Annotated in this window: 20 protein-coding genes; 5 read left to right on the plus strand and 15 right to left on the minus strand. The window is 62.2% G+C overall.

Annotation, left to right across the window (positions count from 1 at the left end):
- Positions 1-60: 60 nt before the first annotated feature.
- The 11 genes from G3572_RS10555 to G3572_RS10605 all read right to left on the minus strand — a co-directional run bounded on the left by G3572_RS10555 (position 61) and on the right by G3572_RS10605 (position 10,905).
- Complete coding sequence (locus G3572_RS10555; RefSeq protein WP_205518689.1) at positions 61-1,680, minus strand: GMC family oxidoreductase; 1,620 nt, start codon at positions 1,678-1,680, stop codon at positions 61-63.
- Positions 1,667-2,227, minus strand: a complete 561-nt coding sequence (locus G3572_RS10560) for a flavin reductase family protein (RefSeq protein ID WP_164611562.1) — start codon at positions 2,225-2,227, stop codon at positions 1,667-1,669. Before G3572_RS10560 ends, G3572_RS10555 begins: the two co-directional genes overlap by 14 nt.
- A gap of 54 nt (positions 2,228-2,281) precedes the next feature.
- A complete protein-coding gene (locus tag G3572_RS10565; RefSeq protein ID WP_164611564.1) occupies positions 2,282-3,502 on the minus strand; it encodes an acyl-CoA dehydrogenase family protein in 1,221 nt (406 codons plus the stop codon).
- 27 nt (positions 3,503-3,529) lie between these two features.
- On the minus strand, positions 3,530-4,318 hold the full coding sequence (locus G3572_RS10570; protein ID WP_164611566.1) for an alpha/beta fold hydrolase: 789 nt from the start codon (positions 4,316-4,318) through the stop codon (positions 3,530-3,532).
- A gap of 13 nt (positions 4,319-4,331) precedes the next feature.
- A complete protein-coding gene (locus G3572_RS10575) occupies positions 4,332-5,342 on the minus strand; it encodes a zinc-dependent alcohol dehydrogenase (protein ID WP_164611568.1) in 1,011 nt (336 codons plus the stop codon).
- Positions 5,339-6,400 (minus strand): branched-chain amino acid ABC transporter permease, encoded by a 1,062-nt coding sequence (locus G3572_RS10580; RefSeq protein ID WP_164611571.1) that lies wholly within the window; start codon positions 6,398-6,400, stop codon positions 5,339-5,341. The genes G3572_RS10575 and G3572_RS10580 overlap by 4 nt, the downstream gene beginning before the upstream one ends.
- 3 nt (positions 6,401-6,403) lie before the next feature.
- A complete protein-coding gene (locus G3572_RS10585) occupies positions 6,404-7,261 on the minus strand; it encodes a branched-chain amino acid ABC transporter permease (RefSeq protein WP_164611574.1) in 858 nt (285 codons plus the stop codon).
- Positions 7,248-7,976, minus strand: coding sequence for an ABC transporter ATP-binding protein (locus G3572_RS10590; protein WP_164611576.1), 729 nt, complete (start codon positions 7,974-7,976; stop codon positions 7,248-7,250). Before G3572_RS10590 ends, G3572_RS10585 begins: the two co-directional genes overlap by 14 nt.
- Entirely contained in the window at positions 7,973-8,701 is a 729-nt protein-coding gene (locus G3572_RS10595; RefSeq protein ID WP_164611578.1) for an ABC transporter ATP-binding protein, read from the minus strand. The genes G3572_RS10590 and G3572_RS10595 overlap by 4 nt, the downstream gene beginning before the upstream one ends.
- 23 nt (positions 8,702-8,724) lie before the next feature.
- Positions 8,725-10,020: an ABC transporter substrate-binding protein gene (locus G3572_RS10600; RefSeq protein ID WP_164611580.1), complete on the minus strand. Its 1,296-nt coding sequence runs from the start codon at positions 10,018-10,020 to the stop codon at positions 8,725-8,727.
- A 66-nt stretch (positions 10,021-10,086) separates the two neighbouring features.
- Positions 10,087-10,905, minus strand: coding sequence for an SDR family NAD(P)-dependent oxidoreductase (locus tag G3572_RS10605; RefSeq protein ID WP_164611582.1), 819 nt, complete (start codon positions 10,903-10,905; stop codon positions 10,087-10,089).
- A gap of 339 nt (positions 10,906-11,244) precedes the next feature.
- Here G3572_RS10605 and G3572_RS10610 point away from each other — a divergent pair, with 339 nt between their 5' ends.
- Positions 11,245-12,852 carry a XylR N-terminal domain-containing protein gene (locus tag G3572_RS10610; RefSeq protein WP_164611585.1) on the plus strand — a complete coding sequence of 536 codons (1,608 nt, stop codon included), beginning with the start codon at positions 11,245-11,247 and terminating at the stop codon, positions 12,850-12,852.
- Positions 12,853-12,889: 37 nt separating this feature from the next.
- Here G3572_RS10610 and G3572_RS10615 read toward each other — a convergent pair whose 3' ends face one another.
- The 4 genes from G3572_RS10615 to G3572_RS10630 form a co-directional block, all read right to left on the minus strand.
- Positions 12,890-14,164, minus strand: coding sequence for an ABC transporter substrate-binding protein (locus G3572_RS10615; RefSeq protein WP_164611587.1), 1,275 nt, complete (start codon positions 14,162-14,164; stop codon positions 12,890-12,892).
- Between the two features lie 63 nt (positions 14,165-14,227).
- Positions 14,228-14,938, minus strand: coding sequence for an alpha/beta hydrolase (locus G3572_RS10620; protein WP_354004018.1), 711 nt, complete (start codon positions 14,936-14,938; stop codon positions 14,228-14,230).
- Positions 14,878-15,837, minus strand: a complete 960-nt coding sequence (locus G3572_RS10625; protein WP_164611591.1) for a VOC family protein — start codon at positions 15,835-15,837, stop codon at positions 14,878-14,880. The genes G3572_RS10620 and G3572_RS10625 overlap by 61 nt, the downstream gene beginning before the upstream one ends.
- Positions 15,834-16,748, minus strand: coding sequence for a dioxygenase family protein (locus tag G3572_RS10630; protein WP_164611593.1), 915 nt, complete (start codon positions 16,746-16,748; stop codon positions 15,834-15,836). The genes G3572_RS10625 and G3572_RS10630 overlap by 4 nt, the downstream gene beginning before the upstream one ends.
- Positions 16,749-16,864: 116 nt before the next feature.
- Between G3572_RS10630 and G3572_RS10635 the strand changes: the two genes are divergently transcribed.
- The 4 genes from G3572_RS10635 (at position 16,865) to G3572_RS10650 (ending at position 22,196) form a co-directional block, all read left to right on the plus strand.
- Positions 16,865-17,809, plus strand: a complete 945-nt coding sequence (locus tag G3572_RS10635; protein WP_240335508.1) for a LysR family transcriptional regulator — start codon at positions 16,865-16,867, stop codon at positions 17,807-17,809.
- A 153-nt stretch (positions 17,810-17,962) separates the two neighbouring features.
- Complete coding sequence (locus tag G3572_RS10640) at positions 17,963-19,369, plus strand: amidohydrolase (protein ID WP_164611597.1); 1,407 nt, start codon at positions 17,963-17,965, stop codon at positions 19,367-19,369.
- A 13-nt stretch (positions 19,370-19,382) separates the two neighbouring features.
- Positions 19,383-20,477: a M24 family metallopeptidase gene (locus G3572_RS10645; protein WP_354004019.1), complete on the plus strand. Its 1,095-nt coding sequence runs from the start codon at positions 19,383-19,385 to the stop codon at positions 20,475-20,477.
- A gap of 141 nt (positions 20,478-20,618) precedes the next feature.
- Complete coding sequence (locus G3572_RS10650; protein ID WP_164611599.1) at positions 20,619-22,196, plus strand: ABC transporter substrate-binding protein; 1,578 nt, start codon at positions 20,619-20,621, stop codon at positions 22,194-22,196.
- Positions 22,197-22,252: the final 56 nt, after the last annotated feature.

Consider the following 22,252-nt stretch of genomic DNA (forward strand, 5'->3'; position numbering starts at 1 on the left):
CAGATGAAATTGATCGGATGGCTGCCGATCAATATCGCGTTCCGTTATGATCGGCAGGTCTCACCCTGCTGCCATCACCAGTTCTGCGGCCTTTTCGCCGATCATTACAGCAGGCGCATGGGTGTTGCCGCTCACGATGCGCGGCATGACCGAGCAATCGGCGATCCGGACGCCGAACAGACCGTGCACGTTCAGTTGCGCATCGGTGACGGCAAGCGGATCGGTCCCCATCCGCGCCGTGCCGACCGGATGAAAGATGGTGGTGCCAATCTCTGCCGCCAGCCTTGCCAGCGTGTCATCATCATCCGCGCCGGCGCCGGGTTTGATCTCGATGGGAGAGAACCGTGCCAGATGCGGTTGTGCCATCAGGCGGCGCGCGTGGCGGATGCTGTCGGCAGCCACTTTGCGATCTTCATCTGTCGCCAGATAGTTCGGCTGAATCTGCGGTGCCATCCCCGCATCGGGGCTGACCGCGTGGCTCCATCCGGTTGACGTGGGGCGCAGGTTGCAAACAGAAACGGTCAGTGCCGGGGTCGTATGCAAAGGCTGGCCAAAGGCATCAAGCGACAGTGGCTGCACATGATATTCGATGTTCGCGCGCGTTTGGCCGGGGTCTGATCGGGTAAAAATGCCAAGTTGACTCGGTGCCATCGCCATCGGCCCCGAACGTTTGAGCGCATACTCAAGCGCGATCCCCGCCTTGCCCCAAAGGGTGCGGGCGCGGTCATTCAGGGTGCGCGCGCCTTTGATGGCAAAGATCGTTCGCAGTTGCAGATGATCCTGCAGGTTCTCTCCGACACCCTGCAGCACATGCTGAACCGGAACCCTCAGGCGACGCAGCACGTCAGGCCGGCCTATTCCTGAAAGTTCGAGGATCTGGGGCGTGCCGATGGCACCTGCGCAAAGCACCACCTCTTGTCCGGCGTGAACCCTATGCAGGCCGCTGCGGTCCCGAAAGATCACGCCCGTTACCCTTTTCCCGTCCAGCGCCAACCGCTGCACATGGGCGCCGGTCACGATGCGCAGGTTGGGTCGCCGCCGTGCCGGGTCCAGAAAGGCCTTTCGGGCATTCCATCGGATGCCGCTGCGCTGGTTTACCGGAAAATACCCCACGCCTTCGTTGTCGCCCGCGTTGAAATCCGCGCTGGCCCTGATCCCCATCTGTTGGGCAGCCTGCGCAACCTCGTCAAGGATGGGCCAGCGCAGCCTTTGTTCTTCCACCCGCAGTTCGCCTTCGATGCTGTGATGATCGCTCTCAGCCCCGAAATGGCGCTCGGAGCGGCGGAACAGCGGCAGAACCTCATCCCAACCCCAGCCCGCATTGCCCAGATCGCGCCAGTCGTCATAGTCCTGCGCCTGACCGCGCATATAGATCATACCGTTGATCGACGAGCAGCCGCCAAGCACCTTGCCCCGCGGATAGATCAGACTGCGCCCGTTTAGCCCCGGCACGGGTTCGGTGCGAAATCCCCAGTCCAGACGGGGATGACCGATGGCGAAAAGGTAGCCGACCGGAATATGCACCCAAGGATGGTTGTCGCTGCCCCCCGCTTCGATCAGCAGCACAGTGCGGCGCAGATTGGCGGTAAGCCGGTTTGCCAGCACCGAACCCGCCGAACCGGCCCCGATGATCACAACATCATAACTGCCGAAATCGGCGACAGCCTCAGCGGAAGACATCGCGATACTCTGCGTCCATCGCTGTCAGGCTTGCGGACCCGTCCGCAGCTTCGCGCAGCCGGTGCCAGCGGCGATCCATATAGATGAGCGATTCGAGTTCCGGCGCATTTGGCGGCGCACCGCAGCTGCCTTCGACAAGCTCTGCTGTCACAACGGTGGCCCCTTGAAGCGGCAGGGTGCCAATGATCTTGGCGCGAAACCACGTGGCAACGGCGGTATAGCGCGGCTCGCCGCTTGGCAAACGCTCCCACGGAACGTCCGCCCCGAAACGATCGGCACCCGGTGTGGCCCCCAGAAGGGCCAAGTCGAGGTCACGATAGCGCAGAAGGTGGATCACCATGCTGCCCGCTGCAAGGACCGAAGCGGTAGAACCCGAGCGGGTTGAAAGCGAGAATGCGACCGTTGGCGGGTCTGCACTGACCGAGATCAGCGAAGATACGGTCATCGCAACCGGATTGTCTCCGGGATCGGCGGCCAGCACCGCAACCCCGGCCGGATGGCAGCGGAACGCCTCGCGGAAGGCATCGGAAAGCGTGTGGGCAGTCATGGGATCACTCCTGTGGTCCCGCTGGCCGAACGCATCCGGCCAGCGGGTCTTGGCTTACTTCTTCTCGATCAGGTCGTAGAACTGCCATGTGCGGTCCGACCACTGACCGCCAATCTCGCGGCCAGCCGAGGTGACGATGGAAGGAGCAATGGTGAAGTGGTTTGCGGCCACCATCATGTCGCGGAACGTGCGCTGGATGACCCCGGCTCGCAGACCAGCCCCGCCCGAAGCGCGATAGGCGAAGTTGCAGACATCGACGCCTGCCTCATGGATCTGCGATTTTGCCAGATGCACAAGGCTGATCTGCCGCGTGGTCATCTGGCTGCCCGCCTCGGCGGTTGCTTCAATGTCACGCCATACCTCCATCACAAAGGCGCGCGCGGCGCGGTAGCTGGCTTCGGCGCGGCCATAGTCGTGCCAGAACTTTTCGCTTTCGCCGAGCAGTCCGGCGCGGCCCGACTTCGAGCGGGCAAAGCTGGCGATCTCGTCCAGCATGCGCCGTCCCGCACCCATGGCCCAGCCGGTGTGGCCAATCGCGGCAAGCCCGACGATACCAAGGCTGAACAGCTCCTTCAGGCGCTGCGGTGGTGCGGTCAGGATGGGGAACACCAGATCTTCGGCGATGAACACATCTTCCGCCGCGTAGTCGATAGACCCAGTGCCCTTGAGACCCAGAACATCCCAGTTGCCCAATTGCTTGTGCTCGGGGATTGGGGCATGGGCGCACATCACGATGACATTGCCCGCGTCGTCCTTGGCCGGTTTGCCGGTGCCATCATCGACAAAGCAGGCCGAATGGGACCATGTGGCGTGGGAAAAGCCCGAGCCATAGCTCCATTTGCCCGTCAGACGATACCCGCCCTCGACCTTCTTGAGCATACCAAGCGGTGCGCCTTGACCAGAGAAGCGGTTTTCCGTCCCCGGTGCGAACAGCCGCTCGACAGCAGAATCCGGCAAGAACGCGGCCGACATTGCGCCGATGCAGCAATGCACCATCGACACCCAGCCTGCCGAGCCTGACCAGCGGGTGATGGCTTCAAGCAGTTGCAGGACTTCCGTCGGGCGCATCTGGGCGCCGCCCAGTTCCTCGGTCGCCAGCAGGTGCGACATGCGCAGCGGGCGCAAAAGGGCAAAACTCTCGGCGGTCAACTCGCCCGCCGCTTCGTCGGCTGCCGCATTTGCGTCCAGCGCAGGGCCGATCTGATCAATCTTGGCAAGAATGTCGCGGTAGTCGACCGTGTTGCCCCAGTAGCTGTGCTTCATAGGTTTGTTCATGGCTGTCTCCTCCTCAGACAAATGGTTTCAGGCGGCGAGAAAATCGCCGATCTTGGAAAGCGTCTCGGGCTTTTCCTGCAGGACCAGATGCCCCGCGTCGGGCACAGCCAGCAGGGATGCGGCGGGCAAGGCATCACACCACAGTGGGGCTTGGCTTGCAGGCAGCAGACGGTCCTTGTCACCCCAGACCACAAGCGTGGGGTTCGTGATGCGCGCCATCATGCGGCGCAGGTTCGGATGCCCCATGCCGAAAGGCGCACAAAGCCTGCCGACGGCCTCGCCTTCGCGGGCGCGGTCCGCCCCGAAGGCCGCCGCAAAATCAGCGTCTGACCCGTCGGGAAAGTAGGGCAGGGCCACTGCAGGATCATGCGCGAGATAGGCAGGAAAGTCCTGCGGGGCGATATCGCCCAGAGGCGTTGCTGGATGACCCGGATCATTCAGCCCCGCGGGCGCGACAAGCACCACGCGGTCAAACTTCTCGCGCGCCACCGCGGCCAGTTCGGTGGCCATCCACCCGCCCATCGAAAAGCCCATCAGATGCGGCTTGGACGGAAGCGCCAGCGCATCGAGCAAGTTCAGGTAATGCACGATCAGATCGGCCATGCCGGAAACATGCGGGGCAGGGCCGGAAAACCCCATGCCCGGATGGCTCGGCAACAGCACGCGAAAACGGTCAGCCAGCCCGGCAGCAAAATCGAAGCCTTCCAACGTGGCCGCGCCGTGCAGAAACAGCAGCGGTTTGCCTTGGCCGATGGCCTTGACCACGGTCTTGACCCCGCCAATCTCGAATTCCAGTGTTTCAAAGGTAACAGTCAATTCCGGCTCCTCCTCAGGACAGGTCTGGTTGGATCAGCACCTTGCATTGCGTGGTGCGCCTGCGCAGGCTTTCGAATACCTGTGGCACCTGTGACAGGCCGATCCGCTCCGTGATGATTTGCTGCGGGATGCCGCTGGCGAGCGCATCGAGGGCGGCAGAGAATTCGCGACCCTGATGGAAAAAGACCGCAAAGATCAGGTCAATTTCCTTGCTCAGGGCGATGAAGGGGTCCCATTCGTCGCCGCCGATGCACAGGCCGACGCCCACGACCTTGCCTTGCAGGCGCACGGATTCGACCGCAGCCTGCAACAGCCCGCGCTTGCCCACGCATTCAAAGACGATATCGGGCGGGCCACCGCAAAGATCGGAGATGTTCTCGGCCAGTCTGTCGCCAGAGAGGGCAAAATCGGTTGCCCCGAGGGCAAGTGCCCGCTCGCGTTGGTGGGTGTGGATGTCGGCCATAACCACATGGGCGGCGCCAAACCGTCTGGCCCAGAAGGCAACCAGCAGCCCGATCGGCCCCGCGCCCAGAATGGCCACCCTGTCTCCGGGTTTCAAACCCGCACGCGTCACGCAGTGCAAGGCCACGGCCAAGGGCTCGGCCAAGGCACCATCTGCCAGATCGACTCCGGGGGGCAGCTTGTGGCATTGCCGCGCGGCAACGGTCACATATTCCGCATAACCCCCGCCGATCAGGACCATATCGGGGCAGCGGGCCGGATCGCCCGAGAGACAGCGCGCGCAGGTGCCGCAGCCGCGCATCGGCACCACGGCCACGCGGTCCCCCGCTGACAGCGCGTCCACATCACGCCCCACGGCCACCACTTCGCCAGAGATTTCATGACCCAGAACAAAGCCCGCTCCGATCCCGAAGGGCGCCGGGTCTTCCGTGATGTGCAGATCGCTGCCGCAGATGCCACAGCCTGCCACCCGCAACAGCACCTCATCCGCGCGCGGGCTTGGGTCTGCTTGGGCGCTGATACGCAGAGGTTGCGCCACTGCGTCAAAGAATGCCGCCTTCATGCTTTGTCCTCCGGCTTGTAGATCAGGTGTCGCCGTATCGGGAACCAATGCACATCCCAGCGCTTCGACACCGCGCCCCAGATGCCGCCCCGCGCATAGAGGGCGACGAACACGGTCATCACGCCCAGAACCACGAAGTAGCTGGCGCCATACTGGCCAAACCAGCGGTCAGCGATGAAATAGATGGTCGCCCCGATCAGAACGCCTTCGATCGACGCGATCCCCCCGACCATCACGATGAAAATCGCCACATTCGCCCACATCGGATCGAAGGCCGACGGGGGGTTGATGCGCAGTTGGGCCATCGAATAGATCGCGCCCGCAAGGCCGCATCCGACCGCCGCCGCGATGTAGATCATGAAACGCAGGCGCGGCACGTTCACCCCTTGGCTTGCCGCCGCCACCGGATTGTCACGCATGGCGATCAGTGCCAGGCCATAGCGTGACCGCAGGAACCAGTAGCTTCCTCCGATGGTCACAAGGATCAGCAGGGCGCACAGCAGCGACATCGCGATGTTGCGCTCTAGCAGCGAGTATTCCTTCATCACGTTGAGCGACATGCCCGCGCCCGCGTTGAGGAACCCCATGTTGGAGGCAACCAGCCGGAATACCTCGGCAACCACCCAAGTGCCGATGGCGAAATAGGGGCCGTCCAGACGATGCAGCAGCATGTAACAAGGCACGGCCAATACCAAAGGCACCAAAAGCGCCAGAAAGATCGCGATGAACGGGTTCACGCCAAAGGTTTGCGCCAGCACGAACAGCGCATACCCTGCTGCTCCCATAAAGGCTTGCTGACCCACTGAAACCAGTCCGGCATAACCCGCCAGCATGTTCCACATCTGCGCGACCGCGATATAGCAGCACAGTTCGAGAACCATTCTGATCGTCCCGGTCTTGGCCCACCACGGCATCGCCGCAAGCGCCACAACCGCCAACAGGAACAGCACCATGGCCACACGGCCAGAGGCGGTCTGGCGGCTCACGATCACCGGCGGAAGGGCGGACGGCTGTGAAACACCGGGGCGTCGCCCAATGGCATCGGCAACATATGTCATGTGTCAGACCTTTCCGAACAGGCCTTGCGGGCGAATGGCCAGCACAAGCAGGAAAACGAGATGGCCGGCCAGAACGCCGAAGCCCGGATCAAGGCGGAAGCCGATCGCCTGCGAGATCCCCAGCACCATCGATCCGATGAAGGCACCCCACACAGACCCCATCCCGCCGATGATCACGGCCTCGAAAGCGTAGATCAGCTGCGCCCCCCCATCTGCGGGCGCGACCGTTGACCGGAGCGATTGGAAAACTGCGGCAAATCCAAGAATGCCCACCGCAATCGCCGTCGCCGAAGCGTAGACAGCACGGGCGTTGATGCCGGTCATCGAAGCCGCCTCGACATCTGCCGATGCGGCGCGCAGGGCGCGGCCAAACCGGCTGCGCTTGAGCATGAGGTCAAGCCCCCATGTCAGCGCCGTGGCAAAACCCAGCACCAGCACAGGCAACAGGCCGACATAGATGCCCGCGATCTGGATCGACTGGCTTTCGATCCCGCCGCCCGGCAGAGAACGGCTGTTGGCCGACCAGATTTGCAGCATCATGTTCTGCAGGGCAATCGACAGGCCAAAGGTCGCAATCAGCGATGGCAGGGGATCATCCCCCACCACCTTGTTCAGAACGGCACGCTGCAAGAGCCAGCCTAATGCGATGGCCAGCGGCACCAGAGCGACCATAACGGTAAACGGACCGAAGCCGAAATTCGAGGCGAGCGAAATGCCGATCAGCGACAGCAGGATCACCAGATCGCCATGGCTGACATTCACGATCCGCATCACGCCGAACATAAGCGCCATGCCCAAGGCATATTGCGCATACATCCCCCCGAGCAGAATGCCCTGAACCAAAGCGTCAAACCACTGCATGAGATCCTCCGAAATAGGCTTCGGCAATCTGTTCGCGGGTGATTGCCGACGATGCGCCGGTCAGCGTCACGCGCCCTTCCAGCATGCAGAAAATCCGGTCCGAGGCCGATTGGGCGAGGCCCACGTCCTGCTCGACCAAGATGATGGCGGTGCCTTGCGCGCGGATCTCGGGCAGGGCTGCGTAGATTTCGCGGATCACTTTCGGTGCGAGGCCAAGGCTGATCTCGTCGCAAAGCAGCACGCGGGGCTGGCTCAACAGGGCGCGCCCGATGGAAACCATCTGTTGCTGGCCGCCCGACAGGTTTTGCACGTCTGTCCGCGCCTTGTCCTTCAGGATGGGGAACAGTTTGTGCAGACGTTCCATCGTCCATCCGCCCTTGCGCCCAAGTCTGTCTGCCTGATCAATCGCCACGCGCAGATTGTCCTCGACCGACATGCCGGTAAAAAGGCGGCGGCCTTCGGGGACGATGGCGACCCCCTTCTGGACCATCTTGTCTGTCGGTGTGCCGCCAATCGGCTGTCCATCCAGCCGCACCATGTCTGGCTTGACGGCCAAAAGCCCCATGACCGACCTCAGGAAGGTGGATTTGCCCGCGCCGTTCGCGCCGATCAGCGCCACCGCCTCACCTTCGGCCACGCTGATATCTACACCGTAAAGCGCCTGAAAATCGCCATAGCGGGCAACAAGCCCATGACTCGACAAAACAGCGGTCATGCCTCGACTCCCATGTAAACGCGTTTCACCTCTGGGTTCGAGATCACGTCCTGCGGCAGCCCTTCGGCGATTTTCTCTCCGAAGTTCAACACCATAAGGCGGTCGGCGACAGCCATCAGCGCGTGCAGGACATGTTCTATCCAGACAATCGTCACGCCTCTGTCCCGGATGCGGCGCACAAGGGCGACCAGCGCGCGGGATTCTTCATCTGTCAGCCCGCCCGCGATTTCATCCAGCAAAAGCAGGCGCGGGTCAGAAGCCAAGGCGCGGGCAAGTTCCAGCCGTTTGCGGTCGAGCAAGGTTAGGCTGCCCGAGGGCGTGTTTGCCTTGTCGGCCAACTCGCAATCGGTCAGCACCTGCGCGCAAAATGCATAGCTTTCCCGTTCGGTCCGCCCGCCGCCAAAGGCTGCCGCCACCAGCAGGTTTTCAAAGGTCGTCATCCCCGAGTAGGGACGCGGAATCTGATAGGTGCGGCCGATACCCATGCGGCACCGCTTGAACGGCGGCTCTGCCGAAAGTGCCACTCCCCCCAGGCGGATGTCTCCGCCCGAGGGTTTGATATCGCCACTGATCATGTTGAACAGTGTCGTCTTGCCCGCGCCGTTGGGGCCAAGAATGCCGAGCACCTCGCCCCGATAGACATCGAAGCTGACCTCGTGCAGCACCCTGACCGCGCCGAAGCTTTTCGATACATCGCTGGCTTGCAGAAGTATGTCCCGGCTCATTCCTGCCCCTCCATCGCTTGTCTTCACCAGACGATCGGCACGATCTTCTGCTCGGGTTCGAACAGTTGATTGACCGAGTTGTCGACGATCTTCAGGTCATAGGGCCAGCTTTCGCCCTTCACCCACTGGCCACCGAAGATCGGCATGGTGCAGATGTTCTTGTGCGGCGTGCCGCCAAAGCTGACCGGACCACAGACGGTGGTGATGTTCGTGGCCGCCATCGCCTCGCGGTTGGCTTCACGATCCAGCGGATCGGTGGAGCGTTTGAGGATATCGATGGCCACTTCCAGCAGCGCGTGGGAATAGCCAAGGGGCTGGGTCCACTGGCGTTTCTGGTCATTCTCCCACTGCGCGGCAAGCGCAGCACTGTTCTGCCCCGTGATGGTCGAGTTGAACGGGAAGGCCGGGGTCCACCAGACCTCGGACGACATGCCGTTGCCAAGCGCACCCATCGCCTCGACACCGCCGGGGAACAGCAGGGCCGCCGCCACCGTCACCGCGCGGGGTTTGAAGCCTTGCTGGTTGCACTGGGTGACAAAGGTTTTGAGGTCATCAGGATAGGTGATGCCCCCGATGATATCGACGCCCGCCTCCTTGAAGGCAGCAATCTGGGCCGAGAAGTCATTGGTGCGCGGCTGGAAATAGCCGGGGATCGTCACCTCGTAGCCAGCGGCACGGGTCGGCACGGGCAGACCGTAATCGTTGTTGCCCCAAGTTTCCCCGTCGATGTTCTGGGGGAAGAGCATCCCGACTTTCTTGTTCGTCTCCAGCCCGTCCCACAGGCCGACAAAGGTATTGAGCGCCTCGTCCAGACCCCAGAAGAAGTGATAGGTCCAGTCAAAATCGCCGCCGCCACGGGGGAAGATCACGGCTTGCCACGGCGCACCGGACGAAATGCAGGGGGCTTCATAGAGTTCGGCCTGTTCCATCACCGGCAGAATGGTGTCGGTGGTCGAGGCGGGAACGACCAGATGAACCTCTTCGTTCAGGATCAGATCGCCTGCGATTTCCGCCGCCTTGTTCGGGTTGGACTGGCTGTCACGCTCCAGAATTTCCAGCTCATAGGTGCTGCCATTCGCGGCCTGAATGGTGCCGCCCAGGGCCTCGCGGATCTTCTGCACCGTATAGCCGTCGGTTTCACCGAACAGGCCCAAAGGCCCCGTGGCTGGCGTGATATACGCCATCTTGATCTTGCCGGCAGTCTGGGCGCGAAGATAGGTGGGCATCGCCAATGTCGAAGCCGCAGCGCCTGCGCCCATGCCGCGAAGCACAGACCGGCGACTGATGCCCGATTTGACCAGCTTGTTGTAGTAGGTCATCGTAGTTTCCTCCCTCGTGTTGACCGTTCGGCTTGCATCCTCCACGCAAGCCGGACAGCGTAAAAATCAGGTCATCCGGGTCAGCGAGCCGCCGTCGATCACGATCAGCGATCCGGTGAAATAAGCCCCCGCAGGCGAGGCCAGCAGCAGCGCAAGGCCCTTGATGTCCTCGACATCGCCGATGCGCCCGATCAGGGACTGGCTTTCAAAGGCGGCGCGGTCTGCCTTGTTGCGCAGCCGTCCACCAGCGATATTGGTGATGAATGGTCCGGGCAGGATCGCATTCACACGGATGCCATAGGCGCCCAGTTCCATTGCCATATGCCTGACGAAATGGTTCACCGCCGCCTTGGCGGGCATGTAACTTGTGCCGACGATGCTTTCATTGATCAGCGCGGCGATGGATGACGTGACGATGATCTCGCCGCCGCCAGCGGGTTTCATGTGGCGCACGGCATTCTTCACCGTGACATAAACCGACGTCAGATTGATCTCGATGCCCCGGTCCCATTGTTCGTCAGGGATGTTCTCGATTGCGCCGTCGGGGTTGCGCTCTCCGGTCGGGGTGTTGAAACCGGGCCCCGGATCAATGCCGGCATTGGCAAAAACCGTGTCGATCCGGCCATGCTTTGCGGCCACCGCGTCGAAGGCCGCTGCCATCGCGGGCCGATCGCCCACGTCGACCGTCTGGCCCCAGACATCCCAACCCTTTTGCGCCATATCGGCGACCACGCGGTTCATGCCATCGGTGTCGATGTCAAACAGGCAAACCCTTGCGCCGTGTTCCGCCATAATCTCGGCATAGGCCAAACCAAGGCCGCTGGCGCCGCCGGTAACGATCACCGACTTACCCTTTACGTTGAACATCTTTTCCAGCGCTGCCATATGGCTCTCCCTTTGCCTGCTGCCCGCAAACCATCGTTGACTGACCGGAGCGGTCAGCCTGAACAGACCCGGCGGCGCCGGGTGATGTCATTGGGTCTTGCGGAAAGATGCGTCCCGCCTCCCAGTGGGCGCACCAACGGGGACTATGAGCGGCTGAAGGGGCGCACAAGTCAAATACGGAAAAAAGAGAATAGTATATCGATTTAGCATAAAGCTAAATCATTGCTTCAAAATAGATTTTTGAAGATATGGAAGCTATCGGCCAGGTTCTCTCGAAATTCTTTTCTTATTTGGTTGAATCATATTGACCATATAGTGAAAACTGAGAAGCATGGCGACATGAAATCACCCCTGCTTCCTCTGCGCCGCACCATCGACTCTGCCGGTTTGCTGGACCGTGGTGGCCGCCCAACCGTCCGCGAGTTGCTGGGCGGTCTGTCCTTCAACGGGCTGACCGGGGCGCTTCACCTGAATGGCGAGCGTGTGACGCTGCAACTGGCCGAGGCTGACCGCATTCTGCGGCGCGAGCTGGTCCATCTGCTCGGCGAGGAAGAGGCGCGCGTGGTGATGATGCGCCGGGGTTTCCAGATGGGGCAACACGACGCGGCCTATGTTGCGCGGTCCTGGCCCGCGCTTGATCGGGGGGATGCCTTTACGGCAGGCACCCGCCTGCACATGTTCAGTGGCATCGTGCGGGTCGAGACGGTTCACAACGCCTTTGACTTCGCGCGCGGCAAGTTCACGGCCGAGTTTCTCTGGCACAACTCGGTGGAGGCCGAGGATGGTCCAGATCAACCCCGCCATTCCGAAAGGCCCGTGTGCTGGCAGCAACTTGGCTATGCGTCCGGCTATGCGAGCTTTTTCTTTGGTGCCCCTGTCATCTACAAGGAAACCCAATGCGTCGCGCAGGGCCATCGCTGTTGCCGCGTGCTGGGGCGCTTGGCAACCGGTTGGGGTGAGAATGACCCCGATGTGATCCTCTTCCGAAGCCGGATCCTGCCGCGCACTCCGGTTGCGGTGCGCCGCAAGGCGGTTGCCAATCCTTTACCCGAGGCGGCGGATATTCCGCTGGTTGCGCCTGTCTTGCGATGGCTGGAACGGGCCGCACAAATTCCGATGCCCTGTCTGATCGCGGGCGACGGCAGTTGCGGGCAGGATGTCGCCGCGACCCAAGTGCTGCGGCTGTCGGGCGCGGGGGAAAGGACTTTGCGTCTTACGGGTGCCGCCGCAGATGTTGAGGCCCTGCGCGCGGCTCTTGGCCAGATGCGCGGGCCACGGCGCAAGGACCAGCCATCTGCTCTGGTTCTGGACAAGGTAGAGACAATGTCGCCCGCCGCCCAGTCGGTGCTGGCGTTTGAACTTGCGGATGGCGATCCGCAGAAATGGGCGCAGCTTGTGGTCACCTCTGCTTTGCCTTTGGCCGAGCTTGCGGCAGGGGCGATCTTGCCCGCGCTTTGGGCAAGGCTTTGCCCGCTGTCTACCGAATTGCCCTCCCTCACCGAACGGCAGGGCGATCTGCCACATCTGGCCGCGCTGAACTTGGCCCGTCTGGCGGCGCAACTCGGGTTGGAGCCACCCGTGATCGCGCCGGGCGCGTTGGATCAATTGGCAGATGAACCGCTTGCCGAAGGGGCTGACGGGCTTGAAGCGATTGTGGCGGCCATTCTGGTGGACACCCCGGATGGCCAAGCTGTCACGGCCGCGCTTGTGGCCCGCGCACGCCGCAGGGTCGCCCCGCAGTCCCTGCGCGCAGGGCCGCCCGAGGGTAATCTCGATGCTTTGATCGCGGCAAAACTTGCCGAAGGCACTTTTTCATTGCCAGCGCATGAGGCGCGCATCAGGGAACTTGCGCAGGCGCAGGCGGGGGGCAATCTTTCTGCCGCCGCGCGCCTTCTGGGGATCAGTCGGGCGCAACTGGCCTATCGCGAAAAGACTTCGCGCAAATAGAGGCGGGGCCAGAACAGAGGCCCCGCCGCATCGCACTTTAGCCCAGTGCTTCCATGACGCCGCCGGTGGGAATCTCGGATGCCCCACCGTTCTCGACGATCACCAGATCATAGCCGCCGCCGTCCTTCATGCGCCATTGACCACCCGTCAGCGGGGTCTTGCAGACATTGCGCGCCGCAAACTCTGGCACACCCGCACCATTCCACGCGACCTTGCCCACGATTGTATCAAGATCGGTTGCGGCAATCGCCTCGGCCACGGCATCCCCATCGGTCGGGTCATCGGCACGGCCCATGACGTCGGCTGCGACCTCAAAAAGCGAATGGACAAAGCCGATGGGCTGCGTCCATGGCCTTCCGGTTTTCGCGGTGAAGTCCGCCGCCAGTTCAGCCGAAGTTTGCCCGGTAACCGTCGACGAGAACGGGTGCGACGGGGTCCACCAGACCTCGGACGAAAGGTTATGTCCCGCCGCCCCAAGCGTTTCCACCGATTGCGGGAACAGCAAGGCCTTTGCGACGGTCACCACCTTGGGGTTCACACCCTGTTGGCGCAACTGGTTCCAGAAAGTGGTGAAATCTGGCGGGATCAGAACCCCGGTGATTATGTCGGTATTCGCCGATTTGAAAGCGTTGATCTGGGCCGAGAAGTCATCGGTGAGGTTCTGGAAGCTGCCCGGATTGGTCAGCGCATAGCCTGCAGCGTCCAGACCGGGGCGCAAGCCATTCTCATTGTCGCCCCATGCGTTGCCGTCGGCATCATTTGGGAACAGACCGCCAACCGCCTTGTTGGTTTCAAGCTGGTTCCACATCGCCGTGTAGACACGGATCACATCCTCCATGCCCCAGAAATAATGGAAAGCATAGTCAAACGGCTTCCAGCTTGCAGGATCACGCGGGTTGCCTTGCTGGCCGATGAACCAGGGCTGCCACGGCGCAACGGTGGTGATGCAGGGAACTCCCTCGCCTTCGCAGACCCCAGCAACCGGATTGGTGTTTTCCGGGGTGGAAGCCGCCAGCATCAGGTTGACTTCGTCGTTCAGGATCAATTCTTTCGCCACTTCCGCCGCGCGGTTGGGGTTGGATTGGCTGTCCTTGACGATCACCTCGAACTCGCGCCCCATTTCCGAGGCAAGAAATGCCTCGATGTTGAAGGCGTCGCTTTCGGCAAATCCGGCCAGCGGGCCGGTTTGGGGCGAGACATAGCCCAGTTTGAGCTTTGCGCCCTGAGCGATGGCCGGCGCGGCAAGGCCGCCAGCGGCCAGTGTGAGGCCGGTCGCAGAGGTGGTGCGCAGGAATGTCCGTCTTGTAATCATCTCTCTCTCCCTGTTGCTGGATGGGCCGTTGCGGCGACCCGTTGGAATAGCGAAAGGGCGGCCCTAGCGCGGGGCCGCCATTCCGGGTGTCTTACCGCTGGCCAGATCGGCCAGAACGGATTGCAGCATCGTCACTTCGGCATCAGAAACCTCATGCCCGCGGCCCGGAAACAGATCACTCCGTGCCCTTGCCTGCCCCCGCCCAAGGTCAAGCACGGCCTCGGCAAAGGCTGTGACCGGAATCCACGGGTCGGCATCCGAGCCGGTCAGATAGACCGGCAGATTTGCGGGCAAAGCCTGCGGCAAACCATCGGCAGGCTGTCCGACGCGGCAGCCGGTGAAGGCCACCAGAGCTTCGGGCGCAGGCCGACCGGAAAAGACGTATTCCAGCGACAGGCAGGCCCCTTGCGAAAACCCGGCCAGCACCAAGGGCAGGCCGGGGTAAGATGTGCGCGCGCGGGTAACCTCCCGTTCCAGATGATCCAGCGCCACTTGCAGGGCGGCCTTGGTTGACTCTGTCAAAGAGTCCACCGCCCGTGCCGCATACCAGCTGCCTTCTTCGGCACGCGGCAAACAAAAGGCAATGTCTGCCACGTCAAGCCGTGACAGAATGTGCGATTGCATTTCTTCCGGCGATTGTCCCCGGCCGTGGACAAGGACGCAAACCGCCCTTGCCCCGCAGGACGCGCCCAAATGAAGCGCGCTGCTTGCCATCAATTGAACTCGGCCGCTTCCAGACCTTCGCGCAGTTCTGCCTCGCGGTCCTTGAACCATGGCGGGAACACAAGGGTTTTGCCGATCTGGCCGGGGGGTTCGTCCTTTGCCCAGCCTTCGGCCGTCGTCCATGCCAGTTCGAACAGCGCGCCACCGGGGCTGCGGACATAGCAGGATTTGAAGTAGTTGCGGTCCTTCTGCTCGGAAATATCGGTAAAGCCGAGCCCCTCGATATGGGCGCGCAGCTTCATCTGGCTTTCCTCGTCACCGGTGTTCAGCGCCAGATGGTGGATCGTGCCGCCCGAAAGCGTCCATGTGCCAGCCGGGCTGTCCCGATCTTCGATCACCTCGACCCGCTGGATCACGCCACTGGCATCAGGAACGCGGTAGACGATGCCTTCGTGCGTATCGGCCTCTTTGGTCAGCGGCAGGGCGATGGTCATGAAGTCATCCATCGCGCTGCGGTCAAAACAGGCGACGACTGCGCCGTAAATGCCCTTGATCCCGTGCTCGGCGCCAATGCCCTGCGCCGCATTGGTGATGGGCGTGCGCGGATCGTTCTCGCTTTCCACCAATTCGTGCGGAATGCCGCACGGGTGCGCGAAGGTTACGCGATCGGCACCAAAACGGGTGATCTTTTGGGCCGGAATTCCGCGCTGGTTCAGGCGGTCGACCCAGAACTGCGCCGCCCCTTTCGGAATAGCCTGCATGATGGTGCGCGACTGGTTGGTGCCGCGACGGCCGTAGATGCCAGGCTTGCGGAAAGGGAAGGTGGTGATGATGGTGGATGCATCCCCGTTGGGCGAACCATAATAGAGGTGATAGACCGGAATGGTGCCGTCAAACAGCACCGTGCGCTTCACCGAATGAAGGCCAAGCGTCTTGGTATAGAAGTCAAAATCTTCCTGCGCCCCGTCTGTCGACATGGTCAGGTGGTGGTAGCCGCTGATTTGGCTCATGTGTTTTCCTCCGTTGTAGATTGGCCCTGCCGCCGCGGGCAAAGCACGAGATTGACGTCAACTCGGCGTCCGGTCGCCAATGGATCGACCGCCCGGAAATCGGCCAGTAACTCGGGTTTGACACCAAAGATGGCATCGCGCCCGATAGCCGGATCGGCCTTGTCGAAGAGATGGGTCACAAGCGTCTCATGCCCTTTGGCCGAAACGCGGAAATGCAGATGCGCAGGTCTTTCCAGACACATGCCAAGCCGGTTCATCAGACGCCCGACCGGTCCGTCGGCGGGAAGCGCATAGCCCCGCGGCATCACGGACCGGAACGAAAAGCGGCCAAGGCTATCGGTGCGGAACTTGCCCCGCAAATTGTATTCGGGCTGATGATCGGGTTCCTGATTTTCGTATTTGCCTTCGGCGTTTGCCTGCCAGACCTCTACCAAGGCACCGGCAACCGGCTCGCCGGTCAGGCTGCTGATCTGGCCGCGCACCGTCAATGGCTCACCCTTGCCGTCGCGCGAAATGGTGGCCCCGTCCGGCAAGTCCGGTGCGTCATCGCGGTAGAATGGCCCTGCCACGGTGTTCGGTGTCGCTCCGGAAGGGCGCGGATGGTTCAGGTCTTCAAGCAGCGCGGTCAGGCCCATGGCATCGGCCAAAAGCACCCATTCTTGCCGGCGCGGGTCAGCGGAATGGCCCACCTCTGTCAGGAACTCGATGGCCGCGCGCAACTCTGCCGGGGTCAGTCGCAGGTTTTCGATCAGGTTATGCAGGTTCAGAACAAGCGCGCCCAGGGTTTCGGTCAGGCGTGAAGGGGCCGAGTTGGCAAGGCGTTCCGCGAATTCACCCGAGACCCTGAGCGAGTGCGACGGGCCTGCCCCCGCCTCGACCCTGCCAAGCTGGCTGTTCAGCCCTCGCGCCATGTGACGGGGCCTCCCCTCCCCTTACGCAAAGGAATAGCGCGGGGAGACAAGATTCTGATTGAGTTGTTCGCCGCACAGTATAGCAATATGTCATGAAGTTGAATGAGCGCCATCTGATGCAGCTCGCCGCAGTGATCGACGCGGGCGGTGTCTCTGAAGGTGCGGCGATGCTGGGTCTGACGCAGCCCGCCGTCAGTCGCTCGCTTGCCATGCTTGAAGCGCGCGTAGGTGAGCCCTTGTTCATAAAGGGCCGGCGTCCTTTGCAGGCCACCGCATTGGGAAGCCAGCTTGCCGTTCAGGGACGGGCAATCATTTCGGCATCAAGGCGCGCGTCTGACGTGGTGCAGGGTTTTGTGCGCGGCACCACAGGGCAGGTGCGGCTGGGTGGTGTGCCTTTCTTCATCGACGCGATGATCAGCCGGATGGTCGGGGAGTTTTTGAACCTCGAACCCGGCGTGACCGTTCAGCAGGCCTATATGAACCTGCCCGAACTGACCGCCGCGTTAGAGGCGAACCAGATCGATATCGGCATTGTGCCGATTGGTGCCCTGGACTTGGGGCCAAGGTTTGTGTTCACCGAAATCCTTCCGGGCCGGAATATCGTGGCCTGTCGTCCCGGCCACCCGCTGATGCGAAAACGTCCGCTCGAGGCGGGCGATCTCACCCGCTATCCTTGGGTGGCGCCCTTGCCGGGCTCGCCGCTGATGTCGGACCTTCAGATGATCCTGATGTCGATCGGCATGTCAGACCTGAACATCCGCTATTCGGGCGGATCGTTGATGAGCGTGGTGCATGTGCTTGCCGAAACCGATGCCTTGGCGGTTCTGCCATTTTCCGTGGTCTTCGCGCAGCGGCAGGAAAACCGGATCACCGTCTTGCCTTATGACATTCCTCAGCCCAATCGCTCTTTGGGCATTCTGCGTCTGACATCTGGGCCGCGCAACCCGGCCGTCGAGCGGTTCGCAGGCTACATCATTTCGGCGTTTGAAGACCTCAAGCATGTGATCCGGCGACACGAGCGTTCGGTGGTCTGGGCCGCCGGCCCTGACAGCAGCATGTGACAGGCTGTCAAAATAGGACTGCGGCCCGTGATGCCCGCCCCGGCGATCCGCACCGGAATGGGATTGCAAGTCAAATCCATTTGTTCGTATTTAGAACATCTGTGCGAATAATGTTCCGTGCGAATATCCATTTTGGCGCAAGAGGGCCGATCTATGCAAAATTCAGACGAGATATGGGCGCTTGTCGATGCCAAGAAGGAGCGCTTCATCGACCTTTCAGAGCGGGTTTGGGATAGTCCCGAACTGCTTTATGAAGAGCATGAAAGTGCCCGCCTGCATGCCGATGCGCTGGAGGCCGAAGGCTTCGCCGTCACCCGCAGTCTAGGCGGCATTTCTACTGCTGTGATGGGTGAGGCTGGCTCCGGCGGGCCGGTTATCGCGATTCTTGGCGAGTATGATGCTTTGCCAGGCCTGAGCCAGCGCGCCGGAGCAGACCGGCATGAGCCGCTGGTCAAGGATGGCAACGGGCATGGCTGCGGCCACAATCTTCTGGGCGCGGGGGCTTTGGCGGCGGCGACTGCGGTGAAGGATTATCTGCAGCGGCACGGGTTGCCGGGGCGGGTGCGGTATTACGGGTGCCCGGCGGAAGAGGGCGGGGCGGCCAAGACCTTTCTGGTGCGCGACGGATATTTTGCCGATGTGGATGCGGCCCTGTCGTGGCATCCGATGTCGTTCAACGGCATCATCCCGCCGTTGACGCTGGCGGTCAGCATGGTGGATTTCCACTTCACGGGACAGGCGGCCCATGCCGCCGTTGCCCCCCATCTGGGCCGTTCCGCGCTCGATGCGGTGGAGCTGATGAGCGTCGGCGTAAACTACCTGCGCGAGCATGTGCCGCAGGACAGCCGCATTCACTATGCCTATCTGGATGCGGGCGGACGCGCGCCAAACGTGGTGCAGGCGCAGGCCACCGTGCGCTATTCGGTGCGGTCGCTGCGGGCAGCGGACATGCGCGATCTGGTGGAGCGTGTGCGCAAGATTGCCGAGGGCGCTGCCCTGATGACCGGCACGCAGGTGCAGTCACGTGTGGTGACCGCGATGTCGGAAATGCTGGACAACCCCCCGCTTTACCGGTTGCTGCATGACAATATGGCGCGGCTTGGCGCGCCCGTTTTCGACGACGCTGACCGCGACTATGCCCGCAGGATACATGCGACACTGTCGCCCGAAGCCATTGCCGCCGCCTTTGCCGGCGCGGGTGTGGAGCCGGATGGAGCTGCCCTGCACGAGGGTCTGGTGCCGCTGGAGGCGCGGGGCGTTCCCATGCTGGGGTCGACCGATCTGGGCGATGTAAGCTGGGTGGTGCCCTTCGCGCAGGCGGGGCAGGCCACACATGCGCTGGGCACGCCCGGCCATACATGGCAGATCACGGCGCAAGGCAAATCGCCCGCCGCCCACAAGGCAATGATCAATGTCGCCAAAGCCTTGGCATCGACCGTGCTTGATCTTATGAAAGAGCCAAAGCATCTTGCGGCGGCCAAGGCCGATCATGCAAAGCGCGTGGCCGCGACGCCCTATGTGCCGCCGCTGGCGGCAGATGCCCAGCCCCATGTGCCGTGAAAGGACAGATGACGTGACATCCGTTGCCAACAGACTCGCCGCTCTGCGGGACATCATGCAGCGCGGCGGCACCACGCTGACGGCGCTTGCGCCGGGGGCGCATATGCACTGGGTGCTTGGCTATCACCCGCATCCGGACGAGCGTCCGACCTATCTGCTGGTCGGGCCGGACAAGGCGATGATGGTGGTGCCTTCGGTCAATGCGCAGGATATCGGGGCGCGGGTCGATCTTCCGCAGCAGGTCTGGACAGATGAGGAGGGGCCTGCGAAAGCCCTTTCCGAGGCGCTGAAACAGGTGCTGCCAGATGGCGCGGTCAGGGTTTCGCTGGATGAAACCATGCGGGCCGATGCCGCGCTTTTGCTGCTCGACCAGCTTGGAACGGCGCAGCGGTGCTTTGCGACAGAGACGGTCGGAGCCCTGCGGATGCGCAAGGATGCCGCAGAATTTGCTGCCCTGAAAGCTGCCGCTCTGGTTGCAGACAAAGCGATGCAGGCGGGCTTTGCCGCCCTGCGTCCCGGCCTGACAGAGCGGCAGGTCGCCGAGGTAATCCGCGATGGCTTTGCGAGGCAGAACACGCCTTCGGCCTTTTGTCTGGTGGCCAGCGGGCCCAACGGGGCCTTCCCGCACCACTCCACGGGGGACCGCGTGATCCAGACCGGCGATGCGATTGTCATCGATATCGGCGGCACCACGGGCGGGTATCCGAGTGACATGACACGTATGGCTTTGGTAGGGAAAACGTCGGAGGAATATACCGCCGTTCATGCGGTTGTGGAGCGCGCGGTGCAGGCGGCGATGGCCGCAGCGCGCCCCGGTGTTTTGGCGAAATCCGTGGACAAGGCCGCGCGCGATGTGATCGCGCAGGCGGGCTATGGAGACTATTTCGTCCACCGCACCGGTCACGGGCTGGGGTTGGAGGTGCATGAGCCGCCCTATCTGACCGCGACCTCGGAGACGGTGCTGGAAGAGGGCATGGTGTTTTCGATCGAGCCGGGAATCTACCTGCCCGGACGCTTTGGCATCCGTCTGGAAGAGATTGTCATCCTGCGGGCCGACGGGCCGGAAATCCTGTCATCACTGCCGCGTGCGGCCTTTGTTGCGACGTGAGGGAACGGTTGCACCCCTGCGCGATTGCCTAAAAAATAGGGCTTGCGTTGCGCGCGGAAATTGTCGCTTAATCCGTACAGATGTTCGCTAATCGCACGTCGAGGCGAGCCGTGATGTCCCGCCAACTGGAGAGGAAATGCAATGAAAAGAAGCCTGTTTCTGTCAACCGCGATTGCGGTTCTGTCTTGGGGGGCAGCAACGCAAGCTGAAACGCTGCGCTGGGCGCTGGCCGGGGATGCGCTGACGCTTGATCCGCATGCACAGAACGAAGGTGTAACCATCATGCTGCAATCGCAGATGATGGAGCCGCTGGTTTCACGCGCGCCGACGGGCGAGCTGGAAGCGACGCTTGCCACCGAATGGGCCGTCAAGGCCGATGACCCGAATGTCTGGGTGTTCAAGCTGCGCGAAGGCGTGACCTTCCACGACGGCGCGACCTTTGACAGCGAGGATGTTGTTTTCTCGATGGACCGCGCGCGGTCCGAAGCGAGCCAGATGAAGGGCATCATCGCCTCGGTCGCCGAAGTGCGAGCGACCGGCCCATACGAGGTGGAGATTGTCACCAACGGCCCGAACCCGATTCTGCCTGCCGCGCTGACCAGCATCATGATGCTGGACAAGGGCTGGACCGAGGCGAACAACGCGGTGACCGTGCAGAACGTGGCGGCGGGCGAGGTGACGTTTTCGTCGACCAATGTGAACGGCACGGGGCCCTATACGCTGGTGTCGCGAGAGGCAGATGCCCGCACCGTGATGCGCGCCTTTGATGGCTATTGGGGCAAGGATACCTTCCCGCTGGCCTATAGCGAGATTATCTTCACGCCGATCCAGAACGCATCTACCCGTGTGGCGGCGCTGCTTTCGGGCGAGCTTGATTTCATTCAGGACGTGCCGGTGCAGGACATCGACCGCGTCAAGGGAACCGCTGGCCTGAAGGTCGAAAGCTCGTCCGAGAACCGTTCGGTGTTCTTTGGCCTGAACGTGAGCGATACGCTGGTGGCTGGCAACATCGACGGCAAGAACCCGCTGGCCGATGTGCGCGTGCGTCAGGCCATCAACATGACCATCAACCGCGATGCGATCCGCGATGTCGTGATGCGCGGCCAGTCGGTTCCGGCGGGCATCATCATGCCGCCCTTCGTGAACGGCTGGACGGAAGAGCTGAACGCCTATCCGGCGCCTGACAATGAGGCGGCCAAGGCGCTGCTGGCCGAGGCCGGCTATCCGAACGGCTTCCCGATCACGCTCGACTGCCCGAATGACCGCTACATCAACGATGAGGCGATCTGTCAGGCCACCGTGGGGATGCTGGGCCAGATCGGCATTCAGGCCCGTCTGAACGCCACCTCCAAGGCGCTGTTCTTCCCGCAGGTCAACGCGATGGAGACCGATTTCTACATGCTGGGCTGGGGTGTTCCGAGCTATGATTCGGAATACATCTTCAACTTCCTCTATCACACCCGTGACGAGTCCTACGGCAGCTGGAACAGCACCCGCTATTCCAACGCCGAACTGGACGCGCAGATCAAGGCGATTGCCGCCGAGGTCGATCTGCCCAAGCGCGATGCGATGATCGCCCAGATGTGGGAAACCGCGAAGAACGATCTGGCCTATATCCCGATCCATCACCAGATGCTGAACTGGGCGATGAAGGACGGGCTGACGGTCACGGTCGACCCGGACAACCAAGCGCGCGTGAAGTATTTCGCGCTGAACTGATCCTGCCACAGTCCTGAAAGATCCGGTGGCGTCTGCCGCCGGGTCTTTTGTCCTTT

This window comes from Pseudotabrizicola algicola (assembly GCF_010915705.1).
GTDB lineage: Bacteria > Pseudomonadota > Alphaproteobacteria > Rhodobacterales > Rhodobacteraceae > Pseudotabrizicola > Pseudotabrizicola algicola.

Bases quoted from the DNA above. Each gene is read 5' to 3' on its own strand.
- G3572_RS10555 (WP_205518689.1), bottom strand. From the start codon at position 1,680: ATGTCTTCCGCTGAGGCTGTCGCCGATTTCGGCAGTTATGATGTTGTG.
- G3572_RS10560 (WP_164611562.1), bottom strand. From the start codon at position 2,227: ATGACTGCCCACACGCTTTCCGATGCCTTCCGCGAGGCGTTCCGCTGC.
- G3572_RS10565 (WP_164611564.1), bottom strand. From the start codon at position 3,502: ATGAACAAACCTATGAAGCACAGCTACTGGGGCAACACGGTCGACTAC.
- G3572_RS10575 (WP_164611568.1), bottom strand. From the start codon at position 5,342: ATGAAGGCGGCATTCTTTGACGCAGTGGCGCAACCTCTGCGTATCAGC.
- G3572_RS10580 (WP_164611571.1), bottom strand. From the start codon at position 6,400: ATGACATATGTTGCCGATGCCATTGGGCGACGCCCCGGTGTTTCACAG.
- G3572_RS10585 (WP_164611574.1), bottom strand. From the start codon at position 7,261: ATGCAGTGGTTTGACGCTTTGGTTCAGGGCATTCTGCTCGGGGGGATG.
- G3572_RS10590 (WP_164611576.1), bottom strand. From the start codon at position 7,976: ATGACCGCTGTTTTGTCGAGTCATGGGCTTGTTGCCCGCTATGGCGAT.
- G3572_RS10595 (WP_164611578.1), bottom strand. From the start codon at position 8,701: ATGAGCCGGGACATACTTCTGCAAGCCAGCGATGTATCGAAAAGCTTC.
- G3572_RS10600 (WP_164611580.1), bottom strand. From the start codon at position 10,020: ATGACCTACTACAACAAGCTGGTCAAATCGGGCATCAGTCGCCGGTCT.
- G3572_RS10605 (WP_164611582.1), bottom strand. From the start codon at position 10,905: ATGGCAGCGCTGGAAAAGATGTTCAACGTAAAGGGTAAGTCGGTGATC.
- G3572_RS10610 (WP_164611585.1), top strand. From the start codon at position 11,245: ATGAAATCACCCCTGCTTCCTCTGCGCCGCACCATCGACTCTGCCGGT.
- G3572_RS10615 (WP_164611587.1), bottom strand. From the start codon at position 14,164: ATGATTACAAGACGGACATTCCTGCGCACCACCTCTGCGACCGGCCTC.
- G3572_RS10620 (WP_354004018.1), bottom strand. From the start codon at position 14,938: ATGGTTCAAGGACCGCGAGGCAGAACTGCGCGAAGGTCTGGAAGCGGC.
- G3572_RS10625 (WP_164611591.1), bottom strand. From the start codon at position 15,837: ATGAGCCAAATCAGCGGCTACCACCACCTGACCATGTCGACAGACGGG.
- G3572_RS10630 (WP_164611593.1), bottom strand. From the start codon at position 16,748: ATGGCGCGAGGGCTGAACAGCCAGCTTGGCAGGGTCGAGGCGGGGGCA.
- G3572_RS10635 (WP_240335508.1), top strand. From the start codon at position 16,865: ATGCAGCTCGCCGCAGTGATCGACGCGGGCGGTGTCTCTGAAGGTGCG.
- G3572_RS10640 (WP_164611597.1), top strand. From the start codon at position 17,963: ATGCAAAATTCAGACGAGATATGGGCGCTTGTCGATGCCAAGAAGGAG.
- G3572_RS10650 (WP_164611599.1), top strand. From the start codon at position 20,619: ATGAAAAGAAGCCTGTTTCTGTCAACCGCGATTGCGGTTCTGTCTTGG.